Below are 25,550 nucleotides of genomic sequence, written 5' to 3' on the forward strand. Positions count from 1 at the left end.
TGCGCCGCTCCTTCGTGCTCACTTCACCACACTCCAAGCGACGACGGTGCGCAGCGGCTTCCAGGCCCGCCACGTGGCGAGCGGTTCGAGTTGCTCGACGGCGATCCGCGCGAGCTCGCCGCCGTATCTGCTGTGTGCGTCCAGGAGACGAATCTCGGTTTCGGCGGTGACGCCGTGCGCCACGAGCCGGCCGCCCTCCCGCAACGCGGCGACGCACGCGTCGATCACCTCGGCGGTTCCCCCGCCGCCGATGAAGATTGCGTCTGGAGTTTCTTCCCAGCTCAGGACTGTTGGGAGGGCGTCGCCCACCACCACCTCGACGGCGCCCGGCGCCAGCTTCTCGATGTTGCGGCGGATCCGAGCGGCCCGCTCCTCCCGCTGTTCCACGCCAATGGCGCGGCAGCCCTCAGCCGCCCGGGCCCACTCGATGGCGATGGACCCGGCACCCATTCCGATGTCCCAGAGCAGCTCGCCCGGGGCGGGGCGGAGATGGGCGAGTGCGGAGGCGCGCAGGTGTCGCTTGGTGATGAGTCCGTCGTCCTCGAACACGTCGTCGGGGAGCCCTGGTACCGGGGAGATCATGGCTGTCCTTTGTGGGTGCGGAGCGCAGCGTCGACGGTGCGCGGAAGGGGGTCGAGCCCCAGGGCTCGGCCGACGGTGATCGCGTGCGGGACCCGCAGGTGGGCGACTCGCATGAGTTCGGGGTCGCCCAAGCCGGTGGCTGCGTCGGTCTGGGTGAGTTCGCCGTCGACGAGGACGGCCACTTCGTCGGCCCATTGGTAGGCCAGGTCGACGTCATGGGTGGCCAGCACGATGGCGGTGCCGCGCTCATGGAGCCGTGCGAGCGCGGTGAGCAGGCCGGCGGTGCCCACCTCGTCGAGGCCTGCGCTGGGCTCGTCGAGCAGGAGTACAGACGGGCGCAGCGCGATGGCCCCGGCGCTGACGACGCGCTTGCGCTCGCCGTAGGAGAGTTGATGGGTGGCCCGGCCTGCCAGCTGCGTGATGTCGAACAGTTCGAGGGCGTCCTGCACCCGGCCCCGCACTTCGTCCTCTGGGAGGCCCAGGTTGTAGGGGCCGAATGAGACGTCCTGCGCGACATCCGCGGAGAGCAACTGATCGTCCGGGTCCTGGACCACGAGCTGGACCCGACGGCGGTGCTCGCGCAGCTCGGCTCGCCCCCGCCCGAGTGCCTTGCCCGCGACGCGAACCTCACCCTCCCTGAGTTCGAGGGCGCCGGCCAGCGTGGTGAACAGCGTGGACTTGCCGGAGCCATTGGGGCCAACCAGCGCCATCCGCGTGGCCGGGCCAACGCAGAGGTTCACGCGCCGCAACACGTCGCGATCCCCGCGCCGCACCGTCGCACCCACCAGCTCGAGCATCACAACACCACCGAGGCGAGGCCGCCCACGCCAACCACGGCAGCCGTCGTGACGAGCAGCGCCGGGAAGGGGCGGGTGGGGTGAGGCAGGGTTTCGAGGGCGTCGAGATCTCCGCGCAGGTCCAAGCCACGCTCCAGCCGGGTGGCACGCACCGCGGTGCGCATACCAACGGCGGTCAGCAGCTGCCCCCAGTTGCGCCAACGACGGCGGAACCCCAGCCCCGGCGCGTCGCCGTGGCGGCGCTGGTAGGCGGAGCTCAGCGCCAGGGCCGAGGCCGCCACCACGTAGAGCAGGCGGTACATCAGCGTGGCGAGATCGAGGAGCGGGCCAGGGATGCGCGCCCGGCGGAGCAGCGTCAGTATGTCCACCATGGGCGTGGTCAGCGCCAGCGTGAACACCGCCAAGCTGCCCGCCACGGCATGGCCGAACACCTCCAGACCCCGGAGGATGGAGTGGCGGGTGACGCTGAACGGCCCCCACTGTGCTCCGCCCGAGTCGCCAACGACCACCATGATCGACACCGCGCCCACGGCTATCGACACGAGCGGGATCAGCATCGCCCACCCCAGAACGCGCGCTGGAATCCGCGCCCAGCCGACGATGTAGGCCACCGCCGCCAGCGCGACGATCACGGAGCCCGGCCACGCGGGCAGCGCGAGCGCCGCGACGGTGAGCACTGCCGTGCTGATCACCTTCGCGAGGCAGGAATGGCCACGCCACGGGCTCGCCCAGGCCGCGTCGTCGAGGGCCGTGATGCTCACGGCGCTGGCTGTGGTTCTGCCGCGGCCTCCAGCTTGCGACGGGTCCGGAGGGCGCCCACGGCGTAGCCGAAGATCGCGCCACCCACCCCTGCCTGCAGGGCGAAGAGACCGGATTCCAGTTCACCGCTGTCTGGCGAGAAGACGGGCTCGAACCAAGGTTCGACGCCGTCCTCCTCCAGCATCTCGGTGACCAGTGCATCGGTCCCTGCGAACTCGGAGCCTTGGCCGCCGCCGCCCCAGATGAAGACGGCGCCCATGATCACGGCGATCAGCACCACCGCAATGACGTTCATCCATGTGGTGTTCTTCTGCTCAGACACGGGCCAGCTCCATCTTCTTCAGGCGGTCAGCCGCGTGGGTGCTCAGGAGGTTGTAGATGACGATGCCGAGCAGACCCTCGGCGATGGCGAGCGGAATCTGCGTCACGGCGAAGACTCCGGCGAACTTCACGAACGCCCCCAGGAAGCCGGAGACCGGATCCGGGTGGGCGATGGCGAGCTGGACGGACGTGGTGACGTAGGTGGCGAGGTTTGCCATCGCCATGGCGAAGAACACGCCCAGCCAGGCCGGGCCCTTCGCCGCCTTGATGAGGCGCCAGAAGGCGTAGGCCGTCCATGGGCCGACCACGGCCATCGAGAAGGCGTTGGCGCCCAGCGTGGTGAGGCCGCCGTGCGCCAGGAGCAGCGCCTGGAACAGCAGCACCAGGGTGCCCAGGAACGCCATCACCGGTGGCCTGAAGATGATGGCCCCCAAGCCGGTGCCGGTGGGGTGGGAGGAGCTACCTGTCATGCTCGGCAGCTTGATGGCCGACAGCACGAGGGTGAATGCACCCACGGCGGCCAGCAGCAGTTTGGATTCGGGATTGGCCTTTGCTTCCTTCACGACGGCTCTGGCGCCGTGAACTACAAAGGGTGCAGCCGCGCAATACCAGGCGACGCAGTGGGTGACGGGGAGGAACCCCTCAGCGATATGCATGGATACCGCTCCTTTCTCCGGGATTACGCGTCCCGGTACGAGGCCCAAAAGGAGCAGTTTCTGACTTCCGTCTTTCGACGTTCACAGTGGCGCGACCGTGCCGGCTCTTCCCGGCTTCCTGCCCACCTTTTGGGTGGTAGCCCTCATACTTCCACAGTTGCCCCGGCCGGGTGCCGTTGGGGTCGCCGTACTATCTTCAGGGCATGAGCTACCAGCGTGATCCGCAGCAGATCTACCGGGAATCCTTCGAAATCATCAGGCGTGAAGCCAACATGGAGCGCTTCCCCGCAGACGTGGAACCCGTTGTCGCTCGCATGATCCACGCCTCCGGCTCCGTCGATCTGGCCGATGACATCGACTTCACCCCCGGGGTCGCGGCCAGCGCCCGCGCAGCGCTGCTGGCCGGCGCGCCCATCCTGTGCGATTCGACGATGGTGGCCACCGGCATCATCCGCTCCCGCCTCCCCCGCGACAACGAGGTGGTCTGCCACCTGAGCGATCCGGCCCTGGCCCAGGAGGCGGAGGCGCTGGGCACCACGAAGACCGCGGCCGCCGTCGAGCGTTGGCGAGATCAACTGGACGGAGCCATCGTCGCGATTGGCAACGCGCCAACCTCCCTGTTCCGGCTGCTGGAGGTGTTGGCCGAGACCGACGCCCGCCCCGCCGCCGTGATCGGCATTCCGGTGGGATTCGTGGGGGCCGCGGAGTCGAAGGAAGCGCTGCGGGAGAACGACTTCGGGTTGGACTACCTGGTGGTGCGCGGCCGTCGAGGCGGCAGCGCCGTGACCTGCGCGGCGGTCAACGCGATCGCGTCGCGGGCCGAGATGACCAACGAATCGGTGTGACGTGAAGGAACTCATCGTCATCGGGATCGGCATGGGGTCCCCCGCTCACCTGACGGGCGAGGCCGCCGAGGCCATCCGCTCGTGCGATGCCTTCCTGGTGCCCGACAAGGGCGAGACGACGGACCAGTTGGTCGATGCCCGCCAAACGCTCGTGGAAGCGGTTCGGGGCGTCGAGGGTTACGAGTTCGTGCGGGTGCCAGACCCGGATCGGCCCAGCGACGGCGACCCGCTCGAGGGGCGCTACCGCAAGGGGGTCGCCGAGTGGCGCAGGGCGCGGGCGATGGCCAACGTCGAGGTGCTGGAGCGGCTGCCGGAGGACGCCGTCGTCGGCTTCCTCGCGTGGGGGGATCCGGCCTTCTACGATTCGACGATCCGCATGGCCCAAGAGGTCGCCGAGGTGCATCCCGCGACGGTGCGCGTGATCGCCGGCCTGTCGGCGTTCCAGATCCTGGCCGCACATGGCGGCACGGGGCTCAACACCGTCGGATCTTCCGTGCACATCACGCCCGGCCGGAGGTTGGTCGACGAATGGCACCCGGGACTGGGAACCGTCGTCGTGATGTTGGATTCGTACCTCAGGGTCGCCGAGCTCGCCGAAGAGCACCCAGACATCCGCATCCTCTGGGGGGCGTTCCTGGGGTTGCCGCAGGAGGTCATCATCGACGGGTTGCTGGGCGAGGTCATCGAGGAGATCGCCTCCACGCGGGCGCGGCTGCGCGACGTCCACGGCTGGGTGATGGACACCTACGCGTTGTACCCGCCGCGCTGAGGTTCGTGATGCAATGGGCCCATGTTCGCAGAGCCCGCTGACATCGCCCGCGCCTTCGCCGATGCCTGGAGCAGGCAGGACGCGGATGCCGTGGCCGGCCTGTTCGTGGAGGACGCCAGCTTCGTCAACGTGACCGGCATGTGGTGGCACGACAGGGAGCGGATCCGCGCCGCCCACGCGCGGGGCTTCGAGGTGATGTTTCCCGAGGCGCAGGTACGTCTTGGCCGCACTGAGGTGCGGATGTTGGGCGATGACGCCGCCGTCGTGCATGCCCGCTGGCACATGCGGGGGCAGATCAAGCCGGATGGGTCGCCTGCCGGGGATCGCAGCGGTGTGATCAGCTTCGTGGCCACGCGCACCGTCGACGGGTGGCTGGCCGTATCTGCGCACAACACCGACACAGCCCCGGGGCGAGAGACCCATGTCGCCTCCGACGGCGGGCTCACCGCTGAGCGTTACGCCTGAGCGTCCCCCGCCCTGCTGGGCAGACGGCACGGCATGATGGGGCCATGGAACTCCGCCAGAACCCCTGCTTGTCCCGCTGCGATTGGCACCCCACCAACGAAATCCGCGAGGACCAGCCCATCTTCGAGTGCAAGGCCTGCAAGTCCGAGTGGGCGCCGTCGCAGCCGTGGACGCCACAGAACTGGGACGGGAAGGTCACTGAGGACGTCCACGCCGCCAAGGTCGCCTACCGCTGACGGGCGGACTTGTCCACAGGGTTATTCACACTGGGCATAAGTCACACTGGTGTAACTCAACTGGCGCTGAGGGCCGGTTCGACAGGAGGTTGTCGAGCCGCAGCCAAGATTGAACAAAGGCCCTCTATTCAAAATACCGTTCAAAGTAGAGCGTCGCCGAGCGATCACCCGACCCCAAGAGGCTGTGGTTGCTGTCATACGCAGCCGCAATATGACCCCCTATATGAGGCGTCATATAGGGGGTCATATTGCGCTGCCCAAGGCTCGTCTTGAGCGCAACCGCTGTATCACTGCCTGTATTGCGCGACGTATAGGGCGTCATATGCCAGAGAAGGGGCACGGGGAGATGCCCTCCCGGAGACCTCGCGTTTCGGCAAGCGCGCCCCACTCCTCCTAGCCCGAACCTGAAGCGCCCTGGGTTTGGTTCCGAGTCTCAGCAAGGAGAATCGGAGTATGCCCAAGAAGTTCAGTCCCGAGCTACGTGACCGTGCCGTCCGGATGGTCTACGAGCGCCAGGCGCGTGAGGGAGGCCCGCGCGCGGAGTCGATCCGTGCCATCGCGCCCCAACTCGGTGTCGGCCTGGAGACCCTGCGGATCTGGTGCAATCGCTACGGCCCCACCGAACCAGTCACCGGCAGCGGTGAGTCGCTTGAGGAGGAGAACCGGCGCCTGCGCCGCGAACTGGCGGAGGCTCGTCGAGCCAACGAGATCCTTAAGGCGGCCTCGGCTTTTTTCGCCGCGGAGCTCGACCGCCCCACGACGAGATGATTCGTTTCGTCGACGAGCACCGCGACCGCTATGGGGTCGAAGCGATCTGCCGCGTCCTCGGCCAGACCGAGACCGGCTTCATCACCTCTCGCGGCTACCGGGCCGCCAAGGCACGTCCCGCCTCGGCCAGGGCGCTGCGCGATGAGGTTCTCCTGCCCGAGGTCCGGCGGATCCACGCGGAGAACTACAGCGTCTACGGGGTGCGGAAGATGCACCACGCGATGCGCCGGGAGGGCTGGGACGTGGGCCGTGACCAGGTCGCCCGCCTCATGCGGGCAGCTGGCCTGCGGGGCGTGCGGCGTGGCCGTAAGCTGGTCACCACGCGCTCTACGCAGGAGCCCGATGCCCGCCCGGACCTCGTAGAGCGGCGGCTCATCGCAGACCGACCGCATCGCCTGTGGGTTGCTGACATGACCTACGTGCGGATCCTCGCCGGGTTCTGCTACGTCGCGTTCATCACTGACGTGTGCACCCGCAAGATCGTCGGCTGGGCCGTCTCTTCCACGCTCCACACCGACGGCCTGCCGCTGCTGGCCTTGGAGCACGCGCTGCTGACCAGCGGCGCAGTCCGCAGCAAGGGTGGGCTGATCCATCACAGTGACCGAGGTGCCTAGTATGTTTCGCTGGCCTACTCCGACGCTTTGATCACCGCCGGGGTCACCGCCTCAGTCGGCTCCGTCGGCGATTCGTACGATAACGCGCTGGCCGAAACGGTCAACGGCCTGTTCAAGGCCGAGCTGATCCACTCCCGGCGGTTCTGGGAGTCCACCCAGGCGGTCGAGATCGCCACCATGGGCTGAGTCCACTGGTGGAACAACGACCGTCTGCACGAAGCTCTCGGCTACCGCACCCCCGCGGAAGTCGAAGCGTCCTACACTCACACCACGACGACCGCGCCCGCGACCGTCTAACCACGGAACAAAACCCAGGGCGCTTCAAACCCAAGCCTCATAACGAGACATGTGGCCTGCGAGGGTTCAATGAGATCGAGTGGGTCGCCGGCCCGGCCTGACGCCGATTTCGCGGGTGACAATCAAGATTGAACAAACGGCCGTCTATTTAAAATACCGTTCAGACTAGAGCGTCGCCGAGCGATCGCGTCGCCTACAGGGATGCTGTTGGCATGGACATCTGTGAGTCGAGAGTCAGGCGATGAGCCCCCGGCGTCGTCCACTGCAGGCCCGGCGTCGGTGGCGAGCGCAGAAGGCTGTCCGTGAGCGCCGTCTCCGGAGCGCCACCGAGTTGGCGGGGGTGTTGGTGACCAATGGCAACTGCGCGTTTCCGGGTTCGGGATGGGACGCCGCTGAGATCGGCCACGCTGCTGCCGCCAGTAATCTCGCGGCGGCGACTGCGGCTGCTCCTGCGCTGCAGTTGTGTGCCGCGTGCCCGGTTGTTGAGGAGTGCCGGGAATGGGCAACTGTCGATCGCTATACCGGGTTGGCGGCGGGGAGTTCGTGGGTACGGGGCACGGAGTACGACGCCAGCACTACGCGAAACAACTCCCGGCCGAGGGCATTGCTGGCCAGCTAGGCGGAGTGCCGGCGGTACCAGGCTCGGGCGGCCAACGCGTCGGCTGCGTCAATGATCGGCCGGCTGTGCAGTTTGCTGCGCAGGGCATCCCAGAGGTAGGGCACGTTCTGTTGCGCGCACCACGCCGCCAGGACATCCATCGTCTTCTCGGGCGTGGGTGCGGTCGCCAGTGGCGCCGCTGCTTCGGGTGAGTCCCTTAGCGTGGTGGCATTCTTGAGGCCTTGATCGGCGGGTTGAGAGACCCAGTGATGGGCCATCGGGAATGCTCTATCCGAGAAACGACCAAGTAACTCTGAAAGGACTCACTACCGATGACCCATCAGCACCAGTCTGCCCTAAAGGGCTTGATCAATGAACTCCTCGACGGGAATCAGCACCTGGAACGCGGTGAGGCCCAGCGGCGGCTGCTGGAGGCCGCGATGCAGGAACTGATCGAGGCCGAAGTCACTGCCCGGATCGGCGCGGGCCGCTACGAACGCAACCCGGAGAGAGTCACCCGCCGCAACGGCACCCGGGAGAAGAAGCTGGCCACCCCTTCTGGCACGTTGGAGCTGCAGATCCCGAAACTGCGCGAAGGATCCTTCTTCCCCTCGTTGCTGGAGCCCCGCCGCCGAGTTGATCAGGCGTTGTGGTCAGTGATCGCTCAGGCCTGGATCGGTGGCGTCTCGACCCGCCGGGTCGACGCGCTGGTCAAGGCATTGGGCACCGAGGCCGGGATCTCACGCTCCACGGTGTCTCGGATCTGCTCCCAGATCGATGAGTACGTCGACGAGTTCCTGACGAGGCGTCTTGACGAAGCCTCAGGCTGGTATCCCTACCTCTGGCTGGATGCCACCTACCTCGATGTCCGTATCGGCGGGCGGGTCGTGTCCCAGGCCGTCGTGATCGCCACCGGTTGCGCGGTCAACGGACACCGCCAAGTGCTGGGCATGGCCATCGGTGATGCGGAAACCACCGACTTTTGGACCGAGTTCTTGCGCTCTCTGCGAGACCGCGGACTCAAAGTCGCCAGCCCATCCGATCCACTCGGGGTTGCCGTGGTCGTCTCCGACGCCCACGAAGGTTTGAAACACGCGATCAAGGCGATCCTGCCCGGAGCTGCCTGGCAACGCTGCCGGGTCCACTTCGCCCGCAACGTGACCCGCGCGCTCGGCTCGGCCCGCTCCAAGCCCGTCAACGCACTGATCGGCACCATCTTCGCCCAAACCACCGCTGAGGCCGTCGAGGCCTGCTACAAACACGTCACCGCGTCCCTCGAGGCCTCCGGGTTCACCGAGATCGCCGGCATGCTCGACAAAGCACAAAACGACCTGACAGCCTTCGCGAAAATGCCAACCGAGCACTGGCGCAAGATCTGGTCGAACAACCCCATCGAACGCCTCAACCGAGAGATCAAACGCCGCGCTGACGTCGTCCAGATCTTCCCCGACCGCGGCTCCGTGACCCGCCTCATCGGCGCGATCCTGCTCGAACAACACGAAGAATGGCACTACGGCGAACGCCGCTACCTCTCCGAAACCTCCATGCGCCGCCTCATCGACATTCTCCATGAGCACACCGACACACCCCTCGACCGCCTCCCCCTAACCGCCTAGGAGGGCGCTGAACAAGGCGCGATCTCTGCGTCGCGTTCGAGGTGGGTGGCGGGCGGACGCCACCAATGGGCCGTCGAGCGGCATTTCAGGTCAGCACTCTGGGTGCGACAACGGGGTCTTTCCGCCCGTCCTTTGGGCATTTCGCGCGGCTGTCGGGGCGGCTGCAAGGGGGCCGGCCGCGACCGGTCAGCCCAGGACCCAGGTCCCGTTCTGGTACTGCAGGCCCATGGTGAGGAGGCGGCGCAGGTTGAGTGCTGCGACGCGGTGGTGGAGCCAGTTGTTGTTCTTCTCCACGCCGCGGTAGGGGACGCGACGGGCTCCGTGGGTAAGCCAGGCGATGGAGCGTTCGACCATCGGACGGTGCTGTCGGTAGGTGGCCTGGAAGCTTTCGTCGGTAGCGCGTTTGCGGTGCGCGCGTTGAAGCAGGTCGTGCTCGTGGAGCACCAGTTTGCGGCCGCGTTTGGCGGTGGTGCATCGGGGTCGCAGTGGGCAGCCCGAGCAGGCGGACTCGAAGGTGACGGTGTTCTTGGCCGACACCGGTCGGGTGACGCCGGCCGGGCAGGTCACCGTCCCGGCGTCGGTGTCACGGACGAAGTCGTCGAGGGTGAACCCGTCGGGCACCGCCGGCCGCAGCGGCCAGGGCTTGATGATCGGTTCGTGGCCGGCCTGGTCGAGGTCGTGGAGCATCTCGCCGGTGCCGTAGGCAGAGTCGGCCAGGACCTCGACCGGCTGGCCTTCGCCGATCGTGGTGTCCTCGGCGAACAGGGCCGCGCCCACGTTGGCGTCGGAGTTCGCAGGGCCGCTGGACTTGGTCGCCTTGACCGCAGTGGTCAGCCCTGTGTCGGGCTCGACGACCACGTGGGCCTTGTAGCCGTCCTGGCGCCGTTCGCGGGTCTTGTGGGCGTGCCGGGTGTCGGGGTCGACGGTCGAGATCACCCGGTCCGGCGCGGTCCGCCGCGCGATTCGCCAGCGGCCGTCGGTGCCGTCGGAGTCCTCGGCCGGCTCGACGTCTTGGCCCGCGACCAACGCCAACAGGGCGACCGCTTCGGCCGGCTTTCCGCCGTTCTTGGTGATCGTCTCGATGTCGAGGGCGGCGAGCAGCGCCAGCGCATCGTTGACCAACGCGGTGACCAGCTCATCGCGCGCCGCGGGATCGTCCCACAAGATCGGCGGCTTCCCTGCCGAGCTGTAGTCCTGACCGGTCAGCACAGCCAGCCGGATGCACTCGGTGGCGATCAGGTCCTTGGCGCCGGGCACCTCGCGACCGACTCGGCGGATCTGGGCGATCAACTGGGTAACGGTGTCCTGGCGGGCAACCGCGTCATCGAGGATCGTCGAATCCAGCGCCCGGCGCTGCCTGCCCGCCACCGCCCCGGTTTCGGCAATCACGTCGCGGACCACCTCGAAGATCCGCTGCGGACGGTCGCTGGCCGCAAGCCGACGCCGCCAGTAGGTCAACGTCGAGGGATCGAAGCCCGCCTTGTCGATCGCGTATCCGCACGCCGCCTTCCATCGCAGATCGAAGGTCAACGCGTCGACCGCTTCGCGGTCGGAGTGGCCGTACAGCGCCTGCAGCACGATCACCGAGGCGATCACCTCACCCGGGATCGAGGGCCGCCCACGGCCAGAGGGAAACAGGTCCGCAAACAAGGTGCTCGGGAACAGCCGGTCCCGATGCTCGGCCAGCAGCGCGAACACACTGCCCGACTCGAGCAGATGCCCGGCCACCGATTCCACGTCCAGCAGTTCGCGCTGCCGATCAGACTCACCCTGCATACGCACAGGATTTCAGCCCCACCCGCCGACCGTGGGAGGCGCGCCTTTGTTCAGCGCCCTCCTAGAAAACACCACGCAAAGGGACTTGACCGCTGCTTCCAAGACGCTGGCCCGCTGGCGGGCATCTGCGGTGGCCAAGACGGTTGCGCGAACTCGGCGCAGACCGACGGTGAGCGTGACGGCGTCTCTCCAGATGGCGAAGTCCCCCGGACCTGCTTGGCCGATCTGGCGCAGGAAGTAGTGGGGCCGTCGGGGTGTCGGGTCTGCTGCACGAGTAGGTGACATCTGAGGTGGCTAGCCCGGGAGGGTTAGCCTGGAAGGATGTCATCATGCCCAAGCCGTTTCCCAAGGAGTTCCGCGACGATGTTGTTCGCGTGGCGCTGAGCCGTGATCCGGAGGTCACGTTGGCGCAGATCGCGAAGGACTTCGGCGTGCACGTCGGCACGCTGGATAAGTGGATGCGTCAAGCCAGGATCGATGCCGGTGGACAGACCGGTTCGACCACGACGGAAAGCCGGGAGCTGCGCGAGCTGCGCAAACGCAACAAGCTGCTGGAGCAGGAGAATGAGGTGCTGCGCCACGCTGCGGCGTACCTGTCGCAGGCGAACCTGCCGGGAAAATGATGTACCCGCTCGTCCGCGAGCTGGCCGCGACCGACGCCCCGCTGCGGGTGCCGGTCGCGGTGACGTGCCGGGTACTGGGACTGGCGTGCCAGCCCTACTATCGGTGGCTGGCGCAGCCGGTCACCGATGCCGAGATCACCGAGGCCTACCGCGCGAATGCGCTGTTCGATGCCCACCGCGACGACCCGGAGTTCGGCTACCGATACTTGCTCGATGCGGCTGCCGACGCCGGTGAAGTGATGGCCGAGCGGACCGCGTGGCGGATCTGCTCGAACATGCGCTGGTGGTCGGCGTTCGGTAAGAAACGCGCCAAGAACGGCAAGAAGCCCGGTCCACCGGTGCACGACGACCTGTGCGCCGTCACCGATGAGCACGGTGTTACTCGGCACGAGTTCTCCGCTATAGCGGCGAACGAGCTCTGGCTGGCCGATATCACCGAGCACCGCACCGGCGAGGGCAAGCTGTATCTGTGCGCCATCAAGGACGCCTACTCGAATCGGATCGTGGGCTACTCGATCGATTCGCGGATGAAGTCCCGGCTCGCGGTCGCCGCCCTCAACAACGCCGTCGCCAGGCGCGGTGAGGTCGCCGGCTGCGTCCTGCACACTGACCGCGGCAGTCAATTTCGCAGCCGGAAATTCGTGCGGGCCCTGCATCGTCACGACATGGTCGGCTCGATGGGGCGAGTCGGTGCAGCTGGTGACAACGCGGCCATGGAGAGCTTCTTCGCGTTGCTGCAAAACAACGTCCTGGACCGCCGCACGTGGGCCACCCGAGAGGAGCTACGGATCGCGATCGTGACCTGGATCGAGCGGACCTACCACCGACGACGTCGCCAGAGCACGCTCGGCCGCTTGACCCCCATCGATTACGAGACCATCATGAGCAAGCCAGCCGACCAGGCTGCGTAACTAGGAACTGTCACCTATCCGTGCAGCAGTCCCGTCGTAGGTGTTCAGGCGCTGCTGGCTGAGGCTCTACTTCGCCTGCGGTTAGGTAGCAGCGGTGGTTGGTGCACGCAGTGATCCATGGAAGACGCCAGATCAGCAGGTGCGCACCGTTGACCGAGCACTGTGAGCACCGGGTACGCCGCCCCACCCAGGTCCAGGGCCGTCCCTGACCCGTCGTGGTCTGTCGCAGATGGCCGGGGAGGGCTCCTCCGGCCCACCTGTTCAGGGTCAAGGCGAGGACATCGCCCGGCCCAAGGCGGGTGAGGCTGACCGCTTTGTCCATCTGGTCCGGCGTGAGGATGTCGTCGTTGGGGACCCCGATGTCGCTGCACAGCCTGTCGAGATTCACGGCGTTGAGTTGGGCGAGGCGTTGCAGAAATGATGACCACGATTCCCCAGCAACGGGATGTGGCCACGTGCTGGGCAACCTGCTGGCCGAAGCGTCGCCGGACATGATGCGCCAGCTGCTGCAGAACATGATCAACCAGCTCCTGTCTGCTGATGCCGACCAGGTCTGCGGCGCCGACTGGGGCCAAGCATCGGCGGGCCGGCTGGTTCAGCGCAACGGCTACCGACACCGACCCTTGGACACCCGCGTCGGCGCCGTCGACGTCGCCGTCCCCAAGCTGCGTTCCGGGACCTACTTCCCGGAGTGGCTCTTGGAGCGCCGCAAACGCGCCGAAGCCGCTTTGATCACCGTGATCGCAGACGTCTTCCTCTCGGTGATGAACGAGGCTCCCGTGCGTTCCTCGAGGGACCAGTGCCGGGCTTCCACTATCCATGAGGGCGCCGGGTCGGTTCGTGCCCGGGCCGCGGCAACCTTCTTCGCGTACGCGTTGAGCCGTTGCCAGTCGATACTGCTGTGGTCGTATCCCTCGCGGATCTTCTGCCAGTCAGCCATTCATCCTCCTGGTCGTTGGTGTTGGCTCCTACGTTGGCTGGTTGCGATGCTGGCGCCACACAGGTGGTGTCCCGCGAGGCAGGATGTGCCCCGGCCACCTGGGGTTCAGGCTGGCAGCTTCTTGCCGCATTCGCTGCAGCGCCTGCTGCCCCAGAAGCTGCGGACGATGTCGGCGCCGCAACATGGTGACGTGCCAGGACGCCGCGGCGGTTTCGGAGGGGTCGCGGACTGTGGCCTCGGGTTCTGCAGCAACTGCTTCAGGAGTTTTGACAAGCCGACACCTTTGGCGTGCACGAGCAGTTTCCGGCCCGGCTCTCGGTTGGTGACGACTCCACTGTGGCCTCGTTCCGGGTTGTCAAAGTCGAACACGAGTGCATCGCGGGCGGTGAAGGGGTGTCTGGTCGCTTCCTCTGGGCTGATCCAGAACGGCTTGCTGGTCTCGGTCGTCTTGACCACTTGCTGAACCAGTGAGCCGTCGTAGAGCAGCAGCGTGTGCAGGATTTCCGATTCGGTGACGATGTTGCCTTTTTGGCTGGGGCTTTCCCGGTGCCAGTAGCGGGTGTCCAGCACCCACGCGTCCGTCCCCTTCGGACAGCCGGCACGGCGCTTCTCAGCGGCGACCTTGCGGGCGTAGGTCTGGATTCGGTCCCACTCGAGGACGCTCCGGTCATACTCTTGCCGGATCTTCTGCCAGTCAGCGGCCATCTATCTCTCCCTCGGGTTTGGGCTCCCCGTCGCGGTGCCGGTGCAGATGGTGGCCGGGGCTGCGTGATGGCCCCGGCCACCGCGGTGGTTGATTGGGTTAGGCTTTGTTGCCGCATTCGCTGCAGCGTCTCTGTTGGTGGTTGTCCATCTCGAAAGCTGCGCCGCAGCAGTCAGACAGGTTGTCACCCATGTTCTTCACCCCCTCCCCGCGCTCGCTCCGATACGCTCACTGGTATGGGAGCCGCTCGAGGTTCGCCTTCCAGTTGGCGAACGGTTTCCCCTTGGACCCGACGAAGAAGTTGATCGAGATTGGTTGGAGGCTCTCCGTCTTCTCGGTGTTCGGGTAGATGGCGCTGCTCTCGACGTAACTGACGCTGTGGGACCAGAACGTCCCATCCGGCGCCAGAATCGTCCAGCTGTTCCCCCACGCCTCCTTCCAGAAAGTGCTACCACCGGAAGGTGTCACGGAGTTGCTGTAGTTGTCTGAGTCGATCTCCCAGCCGGTGATGGATCGGCCGTCGTCGAGTGTCCACGTACGGGTCCTTTTGCCTCGTTGCTGCATCGCGGCGATGGTGTCGGCGACGGCCTGTTTGAAGTCGGCTTCGTAGTCCACTGTTACTCCTGGACGGTTTGGTTCCTTATATGGTCAGGCATCCGATCGACGATGTACACGGCTAGTTCCCTCCAAGCCTCGAACTCAGCACCATGCGCGCCAGACATGTTCGTGAACACCCAATCGCCGGTCTCCATCCAGAAGTCGTCCGTGAGTTCCAGGAACGTGGACAGTTGATGGAGCGAGTTACGGAACCGGGGGCCTCCCTCAATGATCGAGAGGTGCCCGGCCTCGATTGCCTGTCCGGTTCCTTGCAGGGTAGCGAAGTGCTGCTCGAGGTAGGCGCGCGAGTCGCTCATCAGCTCTGCCCACTCGTGTGGGATTCCAGACCAGGGATCCGACGTTCGCTGTCGACGACGTCACGGTCCGCTTGGGGCCGGCACCGCTGTGCCGCATACTCCCCCTCCCTGATGGAGACGCGGTAGTCGCTGATTTCCCTCTTGAGATCTGCACGTGTTGGCATATCTGTCCCCCCTGGAGTGTGGTCGCACCTCCCTGGAGCCGGGCTCCGAGGCGCACTATTTGACAGTCGGGACCTCACATCGATGCGGGGCCCGCTGTAGCGAAGGAAGGTCAGCGAGCGTCGCCGCAGCCGACACACTTCTTGTTGTTCGCGCCGTTCCTTGCGCCGCACTTGCCGCACACACCGTCATCGTTCGACATTCGGATTCCCCCTCAGGATGTTGTGGTGCCTGGCGTCGGTGCCGAGCTCCCACCCGGACAATATCGGCCCGGAATGGAACTTGCAAGACCAAACCGAAACGGTGTCGGTGCTGCCTTGCCCCGTACGCATCGGATCGTTGGCAGTGGGTCGCTTTGTGCCACACCAGTTGATTTGGCAGCAGAGAATCCGCAGGAGAACGGTGAAAAAGTAACGGTGGCAAACGAGCGGTACGACCGGAAGTTCCTGCCCGGCATCAAGGTCGCATGGCAGGATGGGGTTATGACATCAGGGGGGCTTCGGGGGCGTCGGCGACCACGTCCGACGATCAGGTTTCTGAGGTTGCTGCCATTTGATTCGTTTCCCGATGCGGATCAAGCACGCTGCATCGCGCAGGGTCGGTGGCAGGACATCGACATCAGCAGAATCAGACACCCATTGATCGAGGACGCAGCACTGCGTTTCGCCCAGGGCGACCCGACGAAGCATCGAAGTTCTTCCGCGCTCGCCGACCGTCCCGTCTATGAAGTGCGATCCCGCACCGGTGCTGGTTGGCGGGGGGCGGTCGTGCTCGATGATGCCGGGGACCCTTGGCTGATCTGGGCTGACAGGCATGACCAGTTTAACGATCATGCTGCTGACGCGTTGAAGAGAGCATCCATGCAGCACTGGCTTCCCAAGCCGGTGGAGTACAAGCTGCGGCTAAGGGATGACGCCGCCGAAGCCCACCGAGCATGGAGGGTGGCCGCCGTGGCGACGTTCGTAGAGGTTGTGGCAGAAGCTCTGGAGAGCGCCGAGCAACGCTCAACCGTTCAGCTTGCCTGCGCAGATGGTGAGGAACTGAGGGTAGATGTGGAGCTTGACCATGACCTTCCCGGGGGACACCCCGAGGACGATACGTCTCTGCTGACAGTGATGATCCGGGTGGGAAGCCAGCAAGCCGACGATTTCCTACGGTTCGTCCTGCCTGCAATCCAGCCTGACACTTCCCGTATTGATGCCGTCTACGGGCGAGACTCCACGCTAGAAACCTGGGTGACGGTAAGCCAAGCGGAACTAACGCTGTTCATAGCAGCCGTCCGTCTGGCGGCAGCCCCCAACGGCGCGGAAGCGCTATGCGCACCCAACACCCACCTGCACTACGTGGACAAGTACACCCTCGCCGATCTGATGATCGAGGGCCGTGCAGCCCGCGGGATCTGCGGCTTCTGGTTCGTTCCCACCCGAGACGAGCATGCCGCGCTGCCTGTCTGTCCGAAATGTGAGGCTCTCGAGCCGGCCGCAGAACGGACGGTTCATCTGATCCGTCAGGCGCTAGCCGTTGAGAACCTCTAGTTCCTCAAGATCGGTTTCAGTTAGCGCGGCGGCACGATCCTGCACGGCCTTCAAACCGTGCTCGCGCGTTCCAAGGAGTTCATGGACATGGGCGTTGGCGCGTTCGTGGCGGTCGATGTAGTCAAGCAAGTCAGCCATAGCGATACGGCGGTGTGTGCCGACGCGACGGAATTCTAGAAGACCACGGTCCATGAGTTTGAGCAGATGTGGGCGACTGACCTTGAGCAGTTCCGCAGCTTCGGCCGGGCTGAGCTCGCTTCCCTGCTCCAGGAAGGTGATGTCCCTTCCGCGGTCCATTGCCTCGACGACGTACTGAAGCATGACCGCGATGGGCGAGCCAGATGGCAGCGTGCGGGCAAACTCGACGGTTAGTTCGAGCTCGGAATTCTTGACTCCATTGGCGTGCAGCGTGGTCGGCATGGCCGTTCTCAACTTTCCCTGTCCTTGGTGTAGTAACTGTAACACCTGTCATAACTGTAACTGTGTTCGTTGGGAACCGCAACTCCCGACCCGCATGGAGCGTTGTCTCCAGCGTCAACACCTACACCCAGCATGAGGCACCCATCTGGGGCGCGGACCGTGTCGCCCGCAACGCTGAGTTCATGGTGCAGGGCCGGTACAACACCCTCAATGCCGCCACCCTCGAACTGTTGGCCACGGTATGACCGGGGACAGCTACCAGCACGGCTTCAAGGCCGGCTACAGCGCCGCGAAGCAGTTCTACGGGCTGGCGGCACGGGAGCGTCTGGAGCGCATCCAGCGGGCCACCGAGGAGCTGCAGGCCGATCGACTTGGCCGCAGCGATCTTACGAGAGGGACTCAGTGCTTCACAAGACTAGGGACGTGATGATGCTGTCGGTCAGGCCAGCGTACGCGAAAGGGATTCTGACTGGGTCCAAGAGCGTGGAACTGCGCCGCACGCGACCGAGCATCAAGGGCGATCAGTTGACAGTCATCTACGCGTCGACCCCTGTCCAAGCCGTCATAGGTGCTTGCACGATCAGCTGCGTGGAGAGCGGAGAGCCACAGGACCTGAAGTTGCGGTACCTGACCGAAGCTCAAATCAGCGAAGATGAATTCGATAGGTACTTCGAGGAAGCCGAAGTGGCTTGGGCGCTCCACCTCCGGCAATCGATGTTCTTCGAACAGCCCGTTTCGCTGGAACGCCTCAGGGCATCCTCAGTCCTGCCGGTCCAGAGTTGGCGGTTCCTTGATTGGCGAGCCTTTGCTGCTCTACTTACGTCAGAAAGCGACCGGATCAAGCTTGGGAATCTGTTAGCAAGTGGTTCGGGGTAAGAGTGGGTACGCTCTTTTGAGCACGCCAAGACGCGAGAACTTCCATTGTCGCCACAAGCATGGTCGGTACGCTGCTGGTTGAACTCCAAGTGGAAGGCAATGATGGCGACGGTTGATTAGGTAATTGCTGCCTTCGATGCAGCGGGTTCGCAGTCGGAGCGTGGCACCAAGTTCGAAGAGTTGATGGTGGACTACTTTCAACTCGACCCCACTCTCTCCTCTCGCTACACCAACGTTTCTCGCTGGGTGGATTGGGCGCATCGCGGAGAGTCCCCGGACGTAGGGATCGACCTCGTTGCCCAAGACAAGGAGACGGGCGGCTGGTCTGCGATCCAGTGCAAGTTCTTCGCCCCGAACCACTACCTCCGCAAGGAAGACATCGACTCCTTCTTCACCGCCTCCGGCAAGAAGTGGGACGGCGTCACCGGGACTGCTGCACGGATAGGTGACAGTTCCTAGTTACGCAGCCTGGTCGGCTGGCTTGCTCATGATGGTCTCGTAATCGATGGGGGTCAAGCGGCCGAGCGTGCTCTGGCGACGTCGTCGGTGGTAGGTCCGCTCGATCCAGGTCACGATCGCGATCCGTAGCTCCTCTCGGGTGGCCCACGTGCGGCGGTCCAGGACGTTGTTTTGCAGCAACGCGAAGAAGCTCTCCATGGCCGCGTTGTCACCAGCTGCACCGACTCGCCCCATCGAGCCGACCATGTCGTGACGATGCAGGGCCCGCACGAATTTCCGGCTGCGAAATTGACTGCCGCGGTCAGTGTGCAGGACGCAGCCGGCGACCTCACCGCGCCTGGCGACGGCGTTGTTGAGGGCGGCGACCGCGAGCCGGGACTTCATCCGCGAATCGATCGAGTAGCCCACGATCCGATTCGAGTAGGCGTCCTTGATGGCGCACAGATACAGCTTGCCCTCGCCGGTGCGGTGCTCGGTGATATCGGCCAGCCAGAGCTCGTTCGCCGCTATAGCGGAGAACTCGTGCCGAGTAACACCGTGCTCATCGGTGACGGCGCACAGGTCGTCGTGCACCGGTGGACCGGGCTTCTTGCCGTTCTTGGCGCGTTTCTTACCGAACGCCGACCACCAGCGCATGTTCGAGCAGATCCGCCACGCGGTCCGCTCGGCCATCACTTCACCGGCGTCGGCAGCCGCATCGAGCAAGTATCGGTAGCCGAACTCCGGGTCGTCGCGGTGGGCATCGAACAGCGCATTCGCGCGGTAGGCCTCGGTGATCTCGGCATCGGTGACCGGCTGCGCCAGCCACCGATAGTAGGGCTGGCACGCCAGTCCCAGTACCCGGCACGTCACCGCGACCGGCACCCGCAGCGGGGCGTCGGTCGCGGCCAGCTCGCGGACGAGCGGGTACATCATTTTCCCGGCAGGTTCGCCTGCGACAGGTACGCCGCAGCGCGGCGCAGCACCTCATTCTCCTGCTCCAGCAGCTTGTTGCGTTTGCGCAGCTCGCGCAGCTCCCGGCTTTCCGTCGTGGTCGAACCGGTCTGTCCACCGGCATCGATCCTGGCTTGACGCATCCACTTATCCAGCGTGCCGACGTGCACGCCGAAGTCCTTCGCGATCTGCGCCAACGTGACCTCCGGATCACGGCTCAGCGCCACGCGAACAACATCGTCGCGGAACTCCTTGGGAAACGGCTTGGGCATGATGACATCCTTCCAGGCTAACCCTCCCGGGCTAGCCACCTCAGATGTCACCTACTCGTGCAGCAGACCCCGATCCGAGAGCTACTTGGTCGCTGGGGCAGCTGTAACACTTCTACTGCAACATCGCGTTACAGGCGGGGACTCACGACTAGAGGGCGGGTGGCGCCTTCGAGTCCGTAGACGGCCATCAGGTCGTCGGCCTTGACCACTGAACGCCTACTACGAGCGGCCGGCGATGCTCAGCCTGTTGGGTGATGTCGAAGGGCGCGAGGGTCAGGCGCGGGCGCGACGGGCGTGCAGCGCGCGCACCCGCTCGGCCAGGTGGGGAACCGGGCCCTCAACATCGGCGTCCGGGACCACCTGTTGGATGGGCAGGGGCGCGACCGGGCCAGGCTCGAAGCCGATCTCGGCCAGCCAAACACCGAGCTGGGCCGACGATGACGCGTAGACGATGCGGCCAAGGCCGACCCAGCCGTGCGCTGCCGCGCACATGGGGCAGTGCTCGCCCGAGGTGTAGACGGTCGCCGCTCGACGCTGGTGGGCATCGAGGTGGGCCGCTGCCCAGCGCGCGATCGCGAACTCGGGGTGTTGCGTGCGGTCGCCGGATGCCACATGGTTGTGATCCTCGAACAGCACCTCGCCGTCCGCTGACACCAAGATGGAGCCGAAGGGCTCGTCGCCCGCCTCAAGGGCGCGCTCGGCGAGCTCGACGGCCCGGGTCAGGTGGCGGAGGTCGTCATCATCGATCGACATGCCTAGCAGGGTAGCCGAGGAGATGGCTCGACAGGTTCGCCGCGACACCCTGACTTCACCTGCGCGCAGTCACTGAGCGCACGGCGCTAGATTGCCGCCATGGAGATCACCCGCCCGACACCCACCTACCACGAGTCCTTCCTCGCAGCCTGGGCCGAGTTCGACGCCGAAGGCCCCGATGCAGGCGACTGGATGGGCGCCTTCCACCACACGCGGGAGGAGGTCTCCTCCCCCGAGGGATTCGCGGCGATGTGCGCGCACGACCTCCAGCAGGAAATCAACCCAGACGACGGCTGGGTCCCGGCGACCATGCTCTGGGCCGTGGCCGACGGCGAGTGGCTTGGCCGAGTCTCCGTCCGGCACGAGCTCAACGACTTCCTCCGTCAAGTTGGCGGCCACATCGGCTACGCCGTTCGGCCCAGCGCGCGCCGTCGCGGGATCGGCGGGTTGCTCATGCGTGCTGGGCTCGATCGGCTGGCTGAGCTCGGCGTCGACAACGCGCTGGTGACCTGCGACGACGACAACGTCGCCTCCTACCGGATCATCGAGTCTGCGGGCGGGGCCCTGGAGAACGTCGTGGAGGGGAAGCGACGCTACTGGGTCCCCACGGCCCCTGTTGGGACCGTCCGCGAGCATCTGGTCATCGTCCCCGAACTCGACGATGCCGAGGCGCTGGCCGAGGATCTCCGCGAAGAGGGCTTCGACAGCGTCCGCGTCGTGCGAGAGGCGGCCAAGACCGCAGAGGATGATGAGGACATTGAGTGGGCCGTCCACATTGTCGACACTCGGCCCCTCAGCGCCGATGAGACCACAGCGCTGCGGGAGCGCCTTGTCAGGATCGCAACCGAACTCGACGGCTGGTACGACGAATAGGCAACTGGCCATGGGCTAAGCCAGCCACTCCTACGAGCCGTTCAGCCACGGGAAGATCACCGGCCGCCACAGGAGCACCTGAACAACGCGGGCGATGAGGAACACGGCCATTGGGATCGCTGCTCTCGCGACCCAACCCAATCGATGAGCCAGGCAGGCGGCGGCCCCCATTGTCAGAAGGGCCAGCAGCATCGGCGCTGCCTGCAGCACTTCCTGCCACCCGTTCGGCCAGCAATTGGGGCGAACGCACGGGCGTTCATCGATGTACATCTCTGAGAACGCGACGTTCAGGACTGTGGCGAACCCAGTGACAAACAACAACCATGCGGCTGCCGCCAACTGACCGAGGTTGACCCACCCCGCCCGCCAACGGCTGGACCCGGTCACCAGCAGTAGACCCACCACGGCGATCCCCATGTAGCCCAGTTCACATGGCACGGACGGTGATGCCGTCGAGAATCTGCTCAGGGTGACTCACGGCATCCCTGAACCGGACCCCGCCCACATGGCCGCATAGCTGGCGACGAGGATCCGCGGCAGGAAGGTCACCCACGCGAGAAAACCCCAAGCCAGCCGTTTGGCGAGAGGCTCTTCCGTGGACATCCTTCACACTAGGTGCCTCGCAACGGGCGGGCCATCAACTTTGGGGCAGCGAGGCTCGTCCTTCGGGTGGAGACGCGCCCAGAAGACGTCTGCAGGGATAGGCTCGATGCATGATCAAGCAGCGCGAGGGGACGACGTACGGCGTCCCGGTGGGCATGTTCGCGATGGCGATCATCGCCGCCGTCGCGCTCCTCTTCAGCCCTGGGGTGTGGCCCCTCGCCGCGGTCGCCTTGGTGTGGGCCGTCTACTACGCGCTGCGGCCGTGACGGCGCCGTCGCTGGTCATCCAATTCGTCACCGTCTGGTTGGCGATGGTGGTCATGTTCTTCACGACGTGGTCTGACCTCGCCGGTTCGCTGCTGCTCAGCCTGGGTGTTGCGTTGCTGTTCGCCGTGGGGTTCTTCGCGCTGTGGATGATTCCCGTCGGCTTGGCAGCATCGTTCCTTGCCAGCGGCCGCACGTCGTCGGCCGTCAGGCCAAGCTGACAGACAACTCCGACGCTTGGGCTGGACGATGCTGATTCCTCAGCCCGGGACCTACCCCTCGTCGCGCATGATGAGATGGAGTGCATGACCGATGTAGCCACCTCTGGCCGACGGCGGGTTCTCGCCCGCGTGGGCGTGATCGCGCTGGCGCTCGTGTCGGCCCGCACCCATCTCGTCGCGAACTCCCCAATGCTCGGCAAGACGGTCACCGTCAGTGCGGTAGATGTGGATGGTGGCCATCGAGTACAACTCCATCGGCGGCAAGGCGGAGGTGCTCAAGGCCTGCTACGACGTCACACTTGCTGGCGACGACGAACCCGTCCCCATGAACGAGCGCCCCGAATTCCAGGCGATGCTGAACACCCCCAGCGCCGCGGTGTTCATCGAGCGCTACGCCGCGTGGTGCCGCACGGTCTTCGACCGAGTGGCCAGCATCATCGGCGCGGTCAGCGCACCGGGCATTGGGGACGCCGGGGCTCAGGCGTTCGCCGAAACCATCGAGGCCGAGCGGCGCCTCGGCACGACGCGGGCCATGGGTCGACTCATAGAAGTCCACGGCCTACGCCACTCGGGGTTGAGGTCGGCGTCCTGCAGCGTGGTGGTGACCACGTACTTGGGCAGCGTGTTGTAGCGGGCGGATTCCTCCGTCATGGTGGGCCACACGGCGCGAACTCGGTGTAGCTCTGGCGGCCTAGGAGCAGCGCCGCGGCTTCCTCCTGCTCACGACCCTTGAGCTCGTAAGCCGCTGGGTCGAACTCCACCTCGGTGAACGTCCATTGAGGGTTCTCCATCACGCCGTCGAGGGAGAGGAATGTGGTGACAATGACCTGCGCCATGGTCGCAAAACTAGCGCCTTGAACTCTGCCTGTGAAGCGCCGAGCGGCCCCTACCCCGAGCACTGGGGAGGGGCCACCGTGGGCGCCGTCAGCGACAGTTGGGTCGGCCTGGGGCGCGGTGTCGGGATTGCTCCCGGTCCGTTTCCCCAGGCCGCCCGCCGAACCGGACGTGCGACTTTCACCGCATCCGGCTCTCCATGAGAGAGGGCTGGTTCAGCTGGTGGTGACAGCTGGCCGGTCCCAGGGGGTAGGAATGTGGTAGCCGCGGTAGCGGTACCTGGTCACCGGGACGCTGGCGGCGCCGGTGAACCTCTTCCCGTTGTGAGCGAGGCGCCAGGTTCCGGGCAGGCAGTACCTGCGGCGGAGTTCCGGCCATCCGAGTCGGCGGTGCTTCTTGCGTAGCCATGCCGTGATCCGCTCCCACGTGTAGGAGTCGATCGCGGCGAAGGTTGCTTTGGCCACCGCATACCGGAAGTAGTTCGCCCATCCCCGCAGCACCCGCCCGAGATAGTCCATGAGGTATCCCGGGTCCTGGTGCAGGGTGTTCCTGTAGGTCATGGTCTTCACCCGCTGTCTGATCGAGGCGATCGCCTTCTTCGCGGGCAGGGTGTAGACGTACCACTTGTTGCTGCCTCGTCTCCGCATCCGTCGGATGTGGAAACCGAGGAAGTCGAACCCGTGGTCGATGTGGACCACGCGGGTCTTCTCCGGCGACAGACGCAACCCCATCGGGGCCAGCACGTCTGCCACCTCGTGACGCAACTGCTCGGCGTGTTCCTGCTGACCCTTCACCACGATGACGAAGTCATCGGCGTAACGGATCAGCCGGTAGGACGCTTTGCCGTGGTCACGGCGCCAGGCCCGCTTTCCGGCCGTGCCCATCTCATGGTCCCAGCGGCGAGTGAACTCGTCATCGAGGACTGATAGGGCAATGTTGGCCAGCAGCGGGGACAAGATCCCGCCCTGTGGGGTGCCGGTGATCGTCCCCTCGGTCGTGCCCACCGTGGTGAGCACTCCCGCTTTCAGGAACGCCTTGACCAGCGCGAGCACCCGCTTGTCACCGATCCTGCACCGGAGCCGGTCCATCAAGGCGGTGTGGTCGATCATGTCGAAACACGCCTCAATGTCGGCCTCCAGCACCCACTCATACGATTTGCTCGCGAAGTGGTGGATCTCGGCGACCGCGTCCTGCGCGCGCCGGTTAGGTCTGAACCCATAGGAGCACGACTTGAAGTCGGCCTCGAAGATGGGTTCCAGGACCAGCTTCAAAGCTGCCTGCACCACCCGGTCGGTCACGGTCGGGATGCCCAACTTGCGCAGCTTGCCGCTGGCCTTGGGGATCATCACCTGCCGCACCGGCACCGGCCTGAACTCTCCAGCCCTCAACTGGGCTCGAATGTTTCGCAGGAACTCCTCCACCCCGACCCCGGAACTGATCCGTGCCACGGTGACACGGTCCACCCCGGGAGTCTTGGACCCCTTGTTCCCGGCGACGCGTTCCCACGCCATCGTCAAGAACGCCGGATCACACACAAGGTTCCACAGGTCATCGAACCGGCGACCACCATCGGTGGCCGCCCAACCATGCAGCTTGGTCTGCATCCTCCGTACCCCCAGATAGGCCCGAGCATCGCTGGGCCATCCGGAGGCGCCGACATTCACCGGCGCGTCTTCGGACATTACATTCACCTTCTTCTGCTTTCTCTCACTGCCGCCCTTCCCCATGTGACCGGCTTTCCCGGCCTCGGAGTACTACGGCGGCTCCGCCCCACCCACACCCTTCGGCAGGCAACGCACCTATCCCCAAGAAGCGGGGAGCGGAATGCGGATGGTTCCCACGTTCACTGTTGTTCGGTTGACGGGCGAGGCGTCCGGCTTTACCCCTGCGGCATCGTCGTGGCTACGCCGTAGACCTTCACCACGACCTGCCGGACCCGACACATACCACCGTTCCGACAGTTCCCCCCCCGCCACGACCATCAGCGACGGCCCCGACAAGCGGTTACGCACCGCAAACCAGCCCCGATCCACCGGGTTAGAGCTGGGCGACGATTAAGAGGCTTTACGACACCGGTTCCTCTCGTACACCTTCCCGTCTTGCTCACCAGACACGGCCCATCCGGTAGTACTGGACCGTCCTGACTTTGTCACGGC

33 protein-coding genes, 2 pseudogenes and 1 other annotated feature are annotated in these 25,550 nt (G+C 65.5%); of the genes and pseudogenes, 16 read left to right on the plus strand and 19 right to left on the minus strand.

The window, feature by feature from the left end; translation table 11 throughout:
* Nucleotides 1-18 precede the first annotated feature (18 nt).
* Genes cbiT through BN1186_RS08935 form a run of 5 tightly spaced genes read right to left on the minus strand, consistent with a single transcriptional unit; the run spans nucleotide 19 to nucleotide 3,115 of the window.
* Nucleotides 19-582 (minus strand): precorrin-6Y C5,15-methyltransferase (decarboxylating) subunit CbiT, encoded by a 564-nt coding sequence (gene cbiT, locus BN1186_RS08915; protein WP_052459984.1) that lies wholly within the window; start codon nucleotides 580-582, stop codon nucleotides 19-21.
* Nucleotides 579-1,379, minus strand: a complete 801-nt coding sequence (locus tag BN1186_RS08920) for an energy-coupling factor ABC transporter ATP-binding protein (protein WP_040283681.1) — start codon at nucleotides 1,377-1,379, stop codon at nucleotides 579-581. The genes cbiT and BN1186_RS08920 overlap by 4 nt, the downstream gene beginning before the upstream one ends.
* Nucleotides 1,379-2,140: a cobalt ECF transporter T component CbiQ gene (gene cbiQ / locus BN1186_RS08925; RefSeq protein WP_040283682.1), complete on the minus strand. Its 762-nt coding sequence runs from the start codon at nucleotides 2,138-2,140 to the stop codon at nucleotides 1,379-1,381. Before cbiQ ends, BN1186_RS08920 begins: the two co-directional genes overlap by 1 nt.
* Nucleotides 2,137-2,460 (minus strand): energy-coupling factor ABC transporter substrate-binding protein, encoded by a 324-nt coding sequence (locus BN1186_RS08930; protein WP_218975441.1) that lies wholly within the window; start codon nucleotides 2,458-2,460, stop codon nucleotides 2,137-2,139. The genes cbiQ and BN1186_RS08930 overlap by 4 nt, the downstream gene beginning before the upstream one ends.
* Complete coding sequence (locus BN1186_RS08935) at nucleotides 2,453-3,115, minus strand: energy-coupling factor ABC transporter permease (protein WP_040283683.1); 663 nt, start codon at nucleotides 3,113-3,115, stop codon at nucleotides 2,453-2,455. Before BN1186_RS08935 ends, BN1186_RS08930 begins: the two co-directional genes overlap by 8 nt.
* Nucleotides 3,116-3,318: 203 nt before the next feature.
* Here BN1186_RS08935 and BN1186_RS08940 point away from each other — a divergent pair, with 203 nt between their 5' ends.
* The 5 genes and pseudogenes from BN1186_RS08940 (at nucleotide 3,319) to BN1186_RS08960 (ending at nucleotide 7,109) form a co-directional block, all read left to right on the plus strand.
* The gene (locus BN1186_RS08940; RefSeq protein WP_040283684.1) at nucleotides 3,319-3,960 is read left to right on the plus strand and encodes a precorrin-8X methylmutase; all 642 of its coding nucleotides are present in this window, start codon (nucleotides 3,319-3,321) and stop codon (nucleotides 3,958-3,960) included.
* 1 nt (nucleotide 3,961) lies between these two features.
* Nucleotides 3,962-4,729, plus strand: coding sequence for a precorrin-6A synthase (deacetylating) (cobF, locus tag BN1186_RS08945; protein ID WP_040283685.1), 768 nt, complete (start codon nucleotides 3,962-3,964; stop codon nucleotides 4,727-4,729).
* 21 nt (nucleotides 4,730-4,750) lie between these two features.
* Nucleotides 4,751-5,194: a YybH family protein gene (locus tag BN1186_RS08950; protein WP_040283686.1), complete on the plus strand. Its 444-nt coding sequence runs from the start codon at nucleotides 4,751-4,753 to the stop codon at nucleotides 5,192-5,194.
* A gap of 44 nt (nucleotides 5,195-5,238) precedes the next feature.
* A complete protein-coding gene (locus tag BN1186_RS08955) occupies nucleotides 5,239-5,430 on the plus strand; it encodes a hypothetical protein (protein WP_040283687.1) in 192 nt (63 codons plus the stop codon).
* Between the two features lie 453 nt (nucleotides 5,431-5,883).
* Nucleotides 5,884-7,109: pseudogene (locus tag BN1186_RS08960) on the plus strand (IS3 family transposase).
* Nucleotides 6,156-6,273, plus strand: a sequence feature (AL1L pseudoknot). It overlaps the preceding pseudogene by 118 nt.
* 615 nt (nucleotides 7,110-7,724) lie before the next feature.
* On the opposite strand, the gene BN1186_RS08965 reads toward BN1186_RS08960, so the two are convergent.
* Complete coding sequence (locus tag BN1186_RS08965) at nucleotides 7,725-7,985, minus strand: hypothetical protein (protein ID WP_139650982.1); 261 nt, start codon at nucleotides 7,983-7,985, stop codon at nucleotides 7,725-7,727.
* A gap of 54 nt (nucleotides 7,986-8,039) precedes the next feature.
* Here BN1186_RS08965 and BN1186_RS08970 point away from each other — a divergent pair, with 54 nt between their 5' ends.
* Nucleotides 8,040-9,323 (plus strand): IS256 family transposase, encoded by a 1,284-nt coding sequence (locus tag BN1186_RS08970; RefSeq protein ID WP_040283689.1) that lies wholly within the window; start codon nucleotides 8,040-8,042, stop codon nucleotides 9,321-9,323.
* Between the two features lie 186 nt (nucleotides 9,324-9,509).
* On the opposite strand, the gene BN1186_RS08975 is transcribed toward BN1186_RS08970, so the two are convergent.
* Complete coding sequence (locus BN1186_RS08975) at nucleotides 9,510-11,099, minus strand: IS1182 family transposase (RefSeq protein WP_040281789.1); 1,590 nt, start codon at nucleotides 11,097-11,099, stop codon at nucleotides 9,510-9,512.
* A 329-nt stretch (nucleotides 11,100-11,428) separates the two neighbouring features.
* Here BN1186_RS08975 and BN1186_RS08980 point away from each other — a divergent pair.
* Nucleotides 11,429-12,633, plus strand: a protein-coding gene (locus BN1186_RS08980) for an IS3 family transposase (protein WP_139650984.1) whose coding sequence is annotated in 2 segments (ribosomal slippage) — nucleotides 11,429-11,713 and nucleotides 11,716-12,633 — 1,203 coding nt in all. Because the reading frame shifts where the segments join, the coding sequence is not laid out codon by codon here.
* A 10-nt stretch (nucleotides 12,634-12,643) separates the two neighbouring features.
* On the opposite strand, the gene BN1186_RS16505 is transcribed toward BN1186_RS08980, so the two are convergent.
* Complete coding sequence (locus tag BN1186_RS16505) at nucleotides 12,644-13,150, minus strand: TniQ family protein (RefSeq protein ID WP_074436981.1); 507 nt, start codon at nucleotides 13,148-13,150, stop codon at nucleotides 12,644-12,646.
* On the opposite strand from BN1186_RS16505, the pseudogene BN1186_RS08990 reads away from it, so the two are divergent.
* Nucleotides 13,089-13,394 (plus strand): annotated as a pseudogene (locus tag BN1186_RS08990) (transposase); the annotation flags it as partial. The gene BN1186_RS16505 and the pseudogene BN1186_RS08990 sit on opposite strands and share 62 nt — an antisense overlap.
* Here the strand turns inward: BN1186_RS08990 and BN1186_RS15480 are convergent.
* The 4 genes from BN1186_RS15480 to BN1186_RS09000 all read right to left on the minus strand — a co-directional run bounded on the left by BN1186_RS15480 (nucleotide 13,313) and on the right by BN1186_RS09000 (nucleotide 15,190).
* Complete coding sequence (locus BN1186_RS15480; RefSeq protein ID WP_040283693.1) at nucleotides 13,313-13,573, minus strand: hypothetical protein; 261 nt, start codon at nucleotides 13,571-13,573, stop codon at nucleotides 13,313-13,315. The pseudogene BN1186_RS08990 and the gene BN1186_RS15480 overlap by 82 nt on opposite strands.
* A 105-nt stretch (nucleotides 13,574-13,678) precedes the next feature.
* Complete coding sequence (locus tag BN1186_RS15485) at nucleotides 13,679-14,278, minus strand: hypothetical protein (protein WP_040283694.1); 600 nt, start codon at nucleotides 14,276-14,278, stop codon at nucleotides 13,679-13,681.
* 226 nt (nucleotides 14,279-14,504) lie between these two features.
* On the minus strand, nucleotides 14,505-14,891 hold the full coding sequence (locus BN1186_RS08995; protein ID WP_040283695.1) for a hypothetical protein: 387 nt from the start codon (nucleotides 14,889-14,891) through the stop codon (nucleotides 14,505-14,507).
* 2 nt (nucleotides 14,892-14,893) lie between these two features.
* Nucleotides 14,894-15,190: a hypothetical protein gene (locus BN1186_RS09000; protein ID WP_040283696.1), complete on the minus strand. Its 297-nt coding sequence runs from the start codon at nucleotides 15,188-15,190 to the stop codon at nucleotides 14,894-14,896.
* Nucleotides 15,191-15,726: 536 nt separating this feature from the next.
* On the opposite strand from BN1186_RS09000, the gene BN1186_RS09005 reads away from it, so the two are divergent.
* Nucleotides 15,727-16,887, plus strand: coding sequence for a DUF3039 domain-containing protein (locus BN1186_RS09005; protein WP_180349048.1), 1,161 nt, complete (start codon nucleotides 15,727-15,729; stop codon nucleotides 16,885-16,887).
* Here BN1186_RS09005 and BN1186_RS09010 read toward each other — a convergent pair.
* Complete coding sequence (locus tag BN1186_RS09010) at nucleotides 16,867-17,307, minus strand: helix-turn-helix domain-containing protein (protein ID WP_040283698.1); 441 nt, start codon at nucleotides 17,305-17,307, stop codon at nucleotides 16,867-16,869. The two genes, BN1186_RS09005 and BN1186_RS09010, sit on opposite strands and share 21 nt — an antisense overlap.
* Nucleotides 17,308-17,369: 62 nt before the next feature.
* On the opposite strand from BN1186_RS09010, the gene BN1186_RS09015 reads away from it, so the two are divergent.
* The 3 genes from BN1186_RS09015 (at nucleotide 17,370) to BN1186_RS09030 (ending at nucleotide 18,642) form a co-directional block, all read left to right on the plus strand.
* The gene (locus BN1186_RS09015) at nucleotides 17,370-17,552 is read left to right on the plus strand and encodes a hypothetical protein (protein WP_040283699.1); all 183 of its coding nucleotides are present in this window, start codon (nucleotides 17,370-17,372) and stop codon (nucleotides 17,550-17,552) included.
* Nucleotides 17,553-17,730: 178 nt separating this feature from the next.
* The gene (locus tag BN1186_RS09025; protein ID WP_040283701.1) at nucleotides 17,731-18,183 is read left to right on the plus strand and encodes an ASCH domain-containing protein; all 453 of its coding nucleotides are present in this window, start codon (nucleotides 17,731-17,733) and stop codon (nucleotides 18,181-18,183) included.
* A 183-nt stretch (nucleotides 18,184-18,366) separates the two neighbouring features.
* Nucleotides 18,367-18,642 carry a restriction endonuclease gene (locus tag BN1186_RS09030; protein WP_040283702.1) on the plus strand — a complete coding sequence of 92 codons (276 nt, stop codon included), beginning with the start codon at nucleotides 18,367-18,369 and terminating at the stop codon, nucleotides 18,640-18,642.
* Here BN1186_RS09030 and BN1186_RS09035 read toward each other — a convergent pair.
* Nucleotides 18,643-19,847, minus strand: a protein-coding gene (locus tag BN1186_RS09035) for an IS3 family transposase (RefSeq protein WP_139650988.1) whose coding sequence is annotated in 2 segments (ribosomal slippage) — nucleotides 18,643-19,560 and nucleotides 19,563-19,847 — 1,203 coding nt in all. Because the reading frame shifts where the segments join, the coding sequence is not laid out codon by codon here.
* Between the two features lie 273 nt (nucleotides 19,848-20,120).
* Nucleotides 20,121-20,600, minus strand: a complete 480-nt coding sequence (locus BN1186_RS09040) for a nucleoside deaminase (protein WP_040283704.1) — start codon at nucleotides 20,598-20,600, stop codon at nucleotides 20,121-20,123.
* A 99-nt stretch (nucleotides 20,601-20,699) separates the two neighbouring features.
* Between BN1186_RS09040 and BN1186_RS09045 the strand changes: the two genes are divergently transcribed.
* Entirely contained in the window at nucleotides 20,700-21,473 is a 774-nt protein-coding gene (locus tag BN1186_RS09045) for a GNAT family N-acetyltransferase (protein WP_074436982.1), read from the plus strand.
* Nucleotides 21,474-21,503: 30 nt separating this feature from the next.
* Here the strand turns inward: BN1186_RS09045 and BN1186_RS09050 are convergent, their stop codons facing one another.
* Nucleotides 21,504-21,890 (minus strand): hypothetical protein, encoded by a 387-nt coding sequence (locus BN1186_RS09050; RefSeq protein ID WP_040283705.1) that lies wholly within the window; start codon nucleotides 21,888-21,890, stop codon nucleotides 21,504-21,506.
* A 296-nt stretch (nucleotides 21,891-22,186) separates the two neighbouring features.
* Here BN1186_RS09050 and BN1186_RS15490 point away from each other — a divergent pair, with 296 nt between their 5' ends.
* Both BN1186_RS15490 and BN1186_RS09055 read left to right on the plus strand, forming a co-directional pair.
* Nucleotides 22,187-22,342, plus strand: coding sequence for a hypothetical protein (locus BN1186_RS15490; protein ID WP_180349049.1), 156 nt, complete (start codon nucleotides 22,187-22,189; stop codon nucleotides 22,340-22,342).
* Nucleotides 22,339-22,560, plus strand: coding sequence for a hypothetical protein (locus tag BN1186_RS09055; protein ID WP_040283706.1), 222 nt, complete (start codon nucleotides 22,339-22,341; stop codon nucleotides 22,558-22,560). The genes BN1186_RS15490 and BN1186_RS09055 overlap by 4 nt, the downstream gene beginning before the upstream one ends.
* Before the next feature lie 51 nt (nucleotides 22,561-22,611).
* On the opposite strand, the gene BN1186_RS15495 is transcribed toward BN1186_RS09055, so the two are convergent.
* Nucleotides 22,612-22,800 (minus strand): hypothetical protein, encoded by a 189-nt coding sequence (locus BN1186_RS15495; RefSeq protein ID WP_180349035.1) that lies wholly within the window; start codon nucleotides 22,798-22,800, stop codon nucleotides 22,612-22,614.
* Between BN1186_RS15495 and BN1186_RS15500 the strand changes: the two genes are divergently transcribed.
* Nucleotides 22,793-23,191, plus strand: a complete 399-nt coding sequence (locus tag BN1186_RS15500; protein ID WP_180349050.1) for a hypothetical protein — start codon at nucleotides 22,793-22,795, stop codon at nucleotides 23,189-23,191. The genes BN1186_RS15495 and BN1186_RS15500 overlap by 8 nt on opposite strands.
* A gap of 16 nt (nucleotides 23,192-23,207) precedes the next feature.
* Here BN1186_RS15500 and BN1186_RS09065 read toward each other — a convergent pair whose 3' ends face one another.
* On the minus strand, nucleotides 23,208-23,396 hold the full coding sequence (locus BN1186_RS09065) for a dihydrofolate reductase family protein (RefSeq protein WP_052459986.1): 189 nt from the start codon (nucleotides 23,394-23,396) through the stop codon (nucleotides 23,208-23,210).
* Nucleotides 23,397-23,609: 213 nt separating this feature from the next.
* The gene (gene ltrA / locus BN1186_RS09075) at nucleotides 23,610-25,076 is read right to left on the minus strand and encodes a group II intron reverse transcriptase/maturase (RefSeq protein WP_040283344.1); all 1,467 of its coding nucleotides are present in this window, start codon (nucleotides 25,074-25,076) and stop codon (nucleotides 23,610-23,612) included.
* Between the last annotated feature and the right edge of the window lie 474 nt (nucleotides 25,077-25,550).

Source organism: Tessaracoccus massiliensis (assembly GCF_000826065.2).
GTDB classification, from domain to species: domain Bacteria; phylum Actinomycetota; class Actinomycetes; order Propionibacteriales; family Propionibacteriaceae; genus Arachnia; species Arachnia massiliensis_A.

Bases quoted from the DNA above. Each gene is read 5' to 3' on its own strand.
- BN1186_RS08950 (WP_040283686.1), top strand. From the start codon at position 4,751: ATGTTCGCAGAGCCCGCTGACATCGCCCGCGCCTTCGCCGATGCCTGG.
- cbiT (WP_052459984.1), bottom strand. From the start codon at position 582: ATGATCTCCCCGGTACCAGGGCTCCCCGACGACGTGTTCGAGGACGAC.
- BN1186_RS09065 (WP_052459986.1), bottom strand. From the start codon at position 23,396: ATGGCGCAGGTCATTGTCACCACATTCCTCTCCCTCGACGGCGTGATG.
- BN1186_RS09045 (WP_074436982.1), top strand. From the start codon at position 20,700: ATGGAGATCACCCGCCCGACACCCACCTACCACGAGTCCTTCCTCGCA.
- BN1186_RS08955 (WP_040283687.1), top strand. From the start codon at position 5,239: ATGGAACTCCGCCAGAACCCCTGCTTGTCCCGCTGCGATTGGCACCCC.
- BN1186_RS08965 (WP_139650982.1), bottom strand. From the start codon at position 7,985: ATGGCCCATCACTGGGTCTCTCAACCCGCCGATCAAGGCCTCAAGAAT.
- BN1186_RS16505 (WP_074436981.1), bottom strand. From the start codon at position 13,150: ATGTTCTGCAGCAGCTGGCGCATCATGTCCGGCGACGCTTCGGCCAGC.
- BN1186_RS08920 (WP_040283681.1), bottom strand. From the start codon at position 1,379: ATGCTCGAGCTGGTGGGTGCGACGGTGCGGCGCGGGGATCGCGACGTG.
- BN1186_RS15490 (WP_180349049.1), top strand. From the start codon at position 22,187: ATGATCAAGCAGCGCGAGGGGACGACGTACGGCGTCCCGGTGGGCATG.
- BN1186_RS09050 (WP_040283705.1), bottom strand. From the start codon at position 21,890: ATGGGGATCGCCGTGGTGGGTCTACTGCTGGTGACCGGGTCCAGCCGT.
- BN1186_RS08975 (WP_040281789.1), bottom strand. From the start codon at position 11,099: ATGCAGGGTGAGTCTGATCGGCAGCGCGAACTGCTGGACGTGGAATCG.
- BN1186_RS08935 (WP_040283683.1), bottom strand. From the start codon at position 3,115: ATGCATATCGCTGAGGGGTTCCTCCCCGTCACCCACTGCGTCGCCTGG.
- BN1186_RS09000 (WP_040283696.1), bottom strand. From the start codon at position 15,190: ATGAGCGACTCGCGCGCCTACCTCGAGCAGCACTTCGCTACCCTGCAA.
- BN1186_RS15485 (WP_040283694.1), bottom strand. From the start codon at position 14,278: ATGGCCGCTGACTGGCAGAAGATCCGGCAAGAGTATGACCGGAGCGTC.
- BN1186_RS15480 (WP_040283693.1), bottom strand. From the start codon at position 13,573: ATGGCTGACTGGCAGAAGATCCGCGAGGGATACGACCACAGCAGTATC.
- BN1186_RS09010 (WP_040283698.1), bottom strand. From the start codon at position 17,307: ATGCCGACCACGCTGCACGCCAATGGAGTCAAGAATTCCGAGCTCGAA.
- BN1186_RS08970 (WP_040283689.1), top strand. From the start codon at position 8,040: ATGACCCATCAGCACCAGTCTGCCCTAAAGGGCTTGATCAATGAACTC.
- ltrA (WP_040283344.1), bottom strand. From the start codon at position 25,076: ATGTCCGAAGACGCGCCGGTGAATGTCGGCGCCTCCGGATGGCCCAGC.
- BN1186_RS09040 (WP_040283704.1), bottom strand. From the start codon at position 20,600: ATGTCGATCGATGATGACGACCTCCGCCACCTGACCCGGGCCGTCGAG.
- BN1186_RS15495 (WP_180349035.1), bottom strand. From the start codon at position 22,800: ATGGCCACCATCCACATCTACCGCACTGACGGTGACCGTCTTGCCGAG.
- BN1186_RS09030 (WP_040283702.1), top strand. From the start codon at position 18,367: ATGGTGGACTACTTTCAACTCGACCCCACTCTCTCCTCTCGCTACACC.
- BN1186_RS08940 (WP_040283684.1), top strand. From the start codon at position 3,319: ATGAGCTACCAGCGTGATCCGCAGCAGATCTACCGGGAATCCTTCGAA.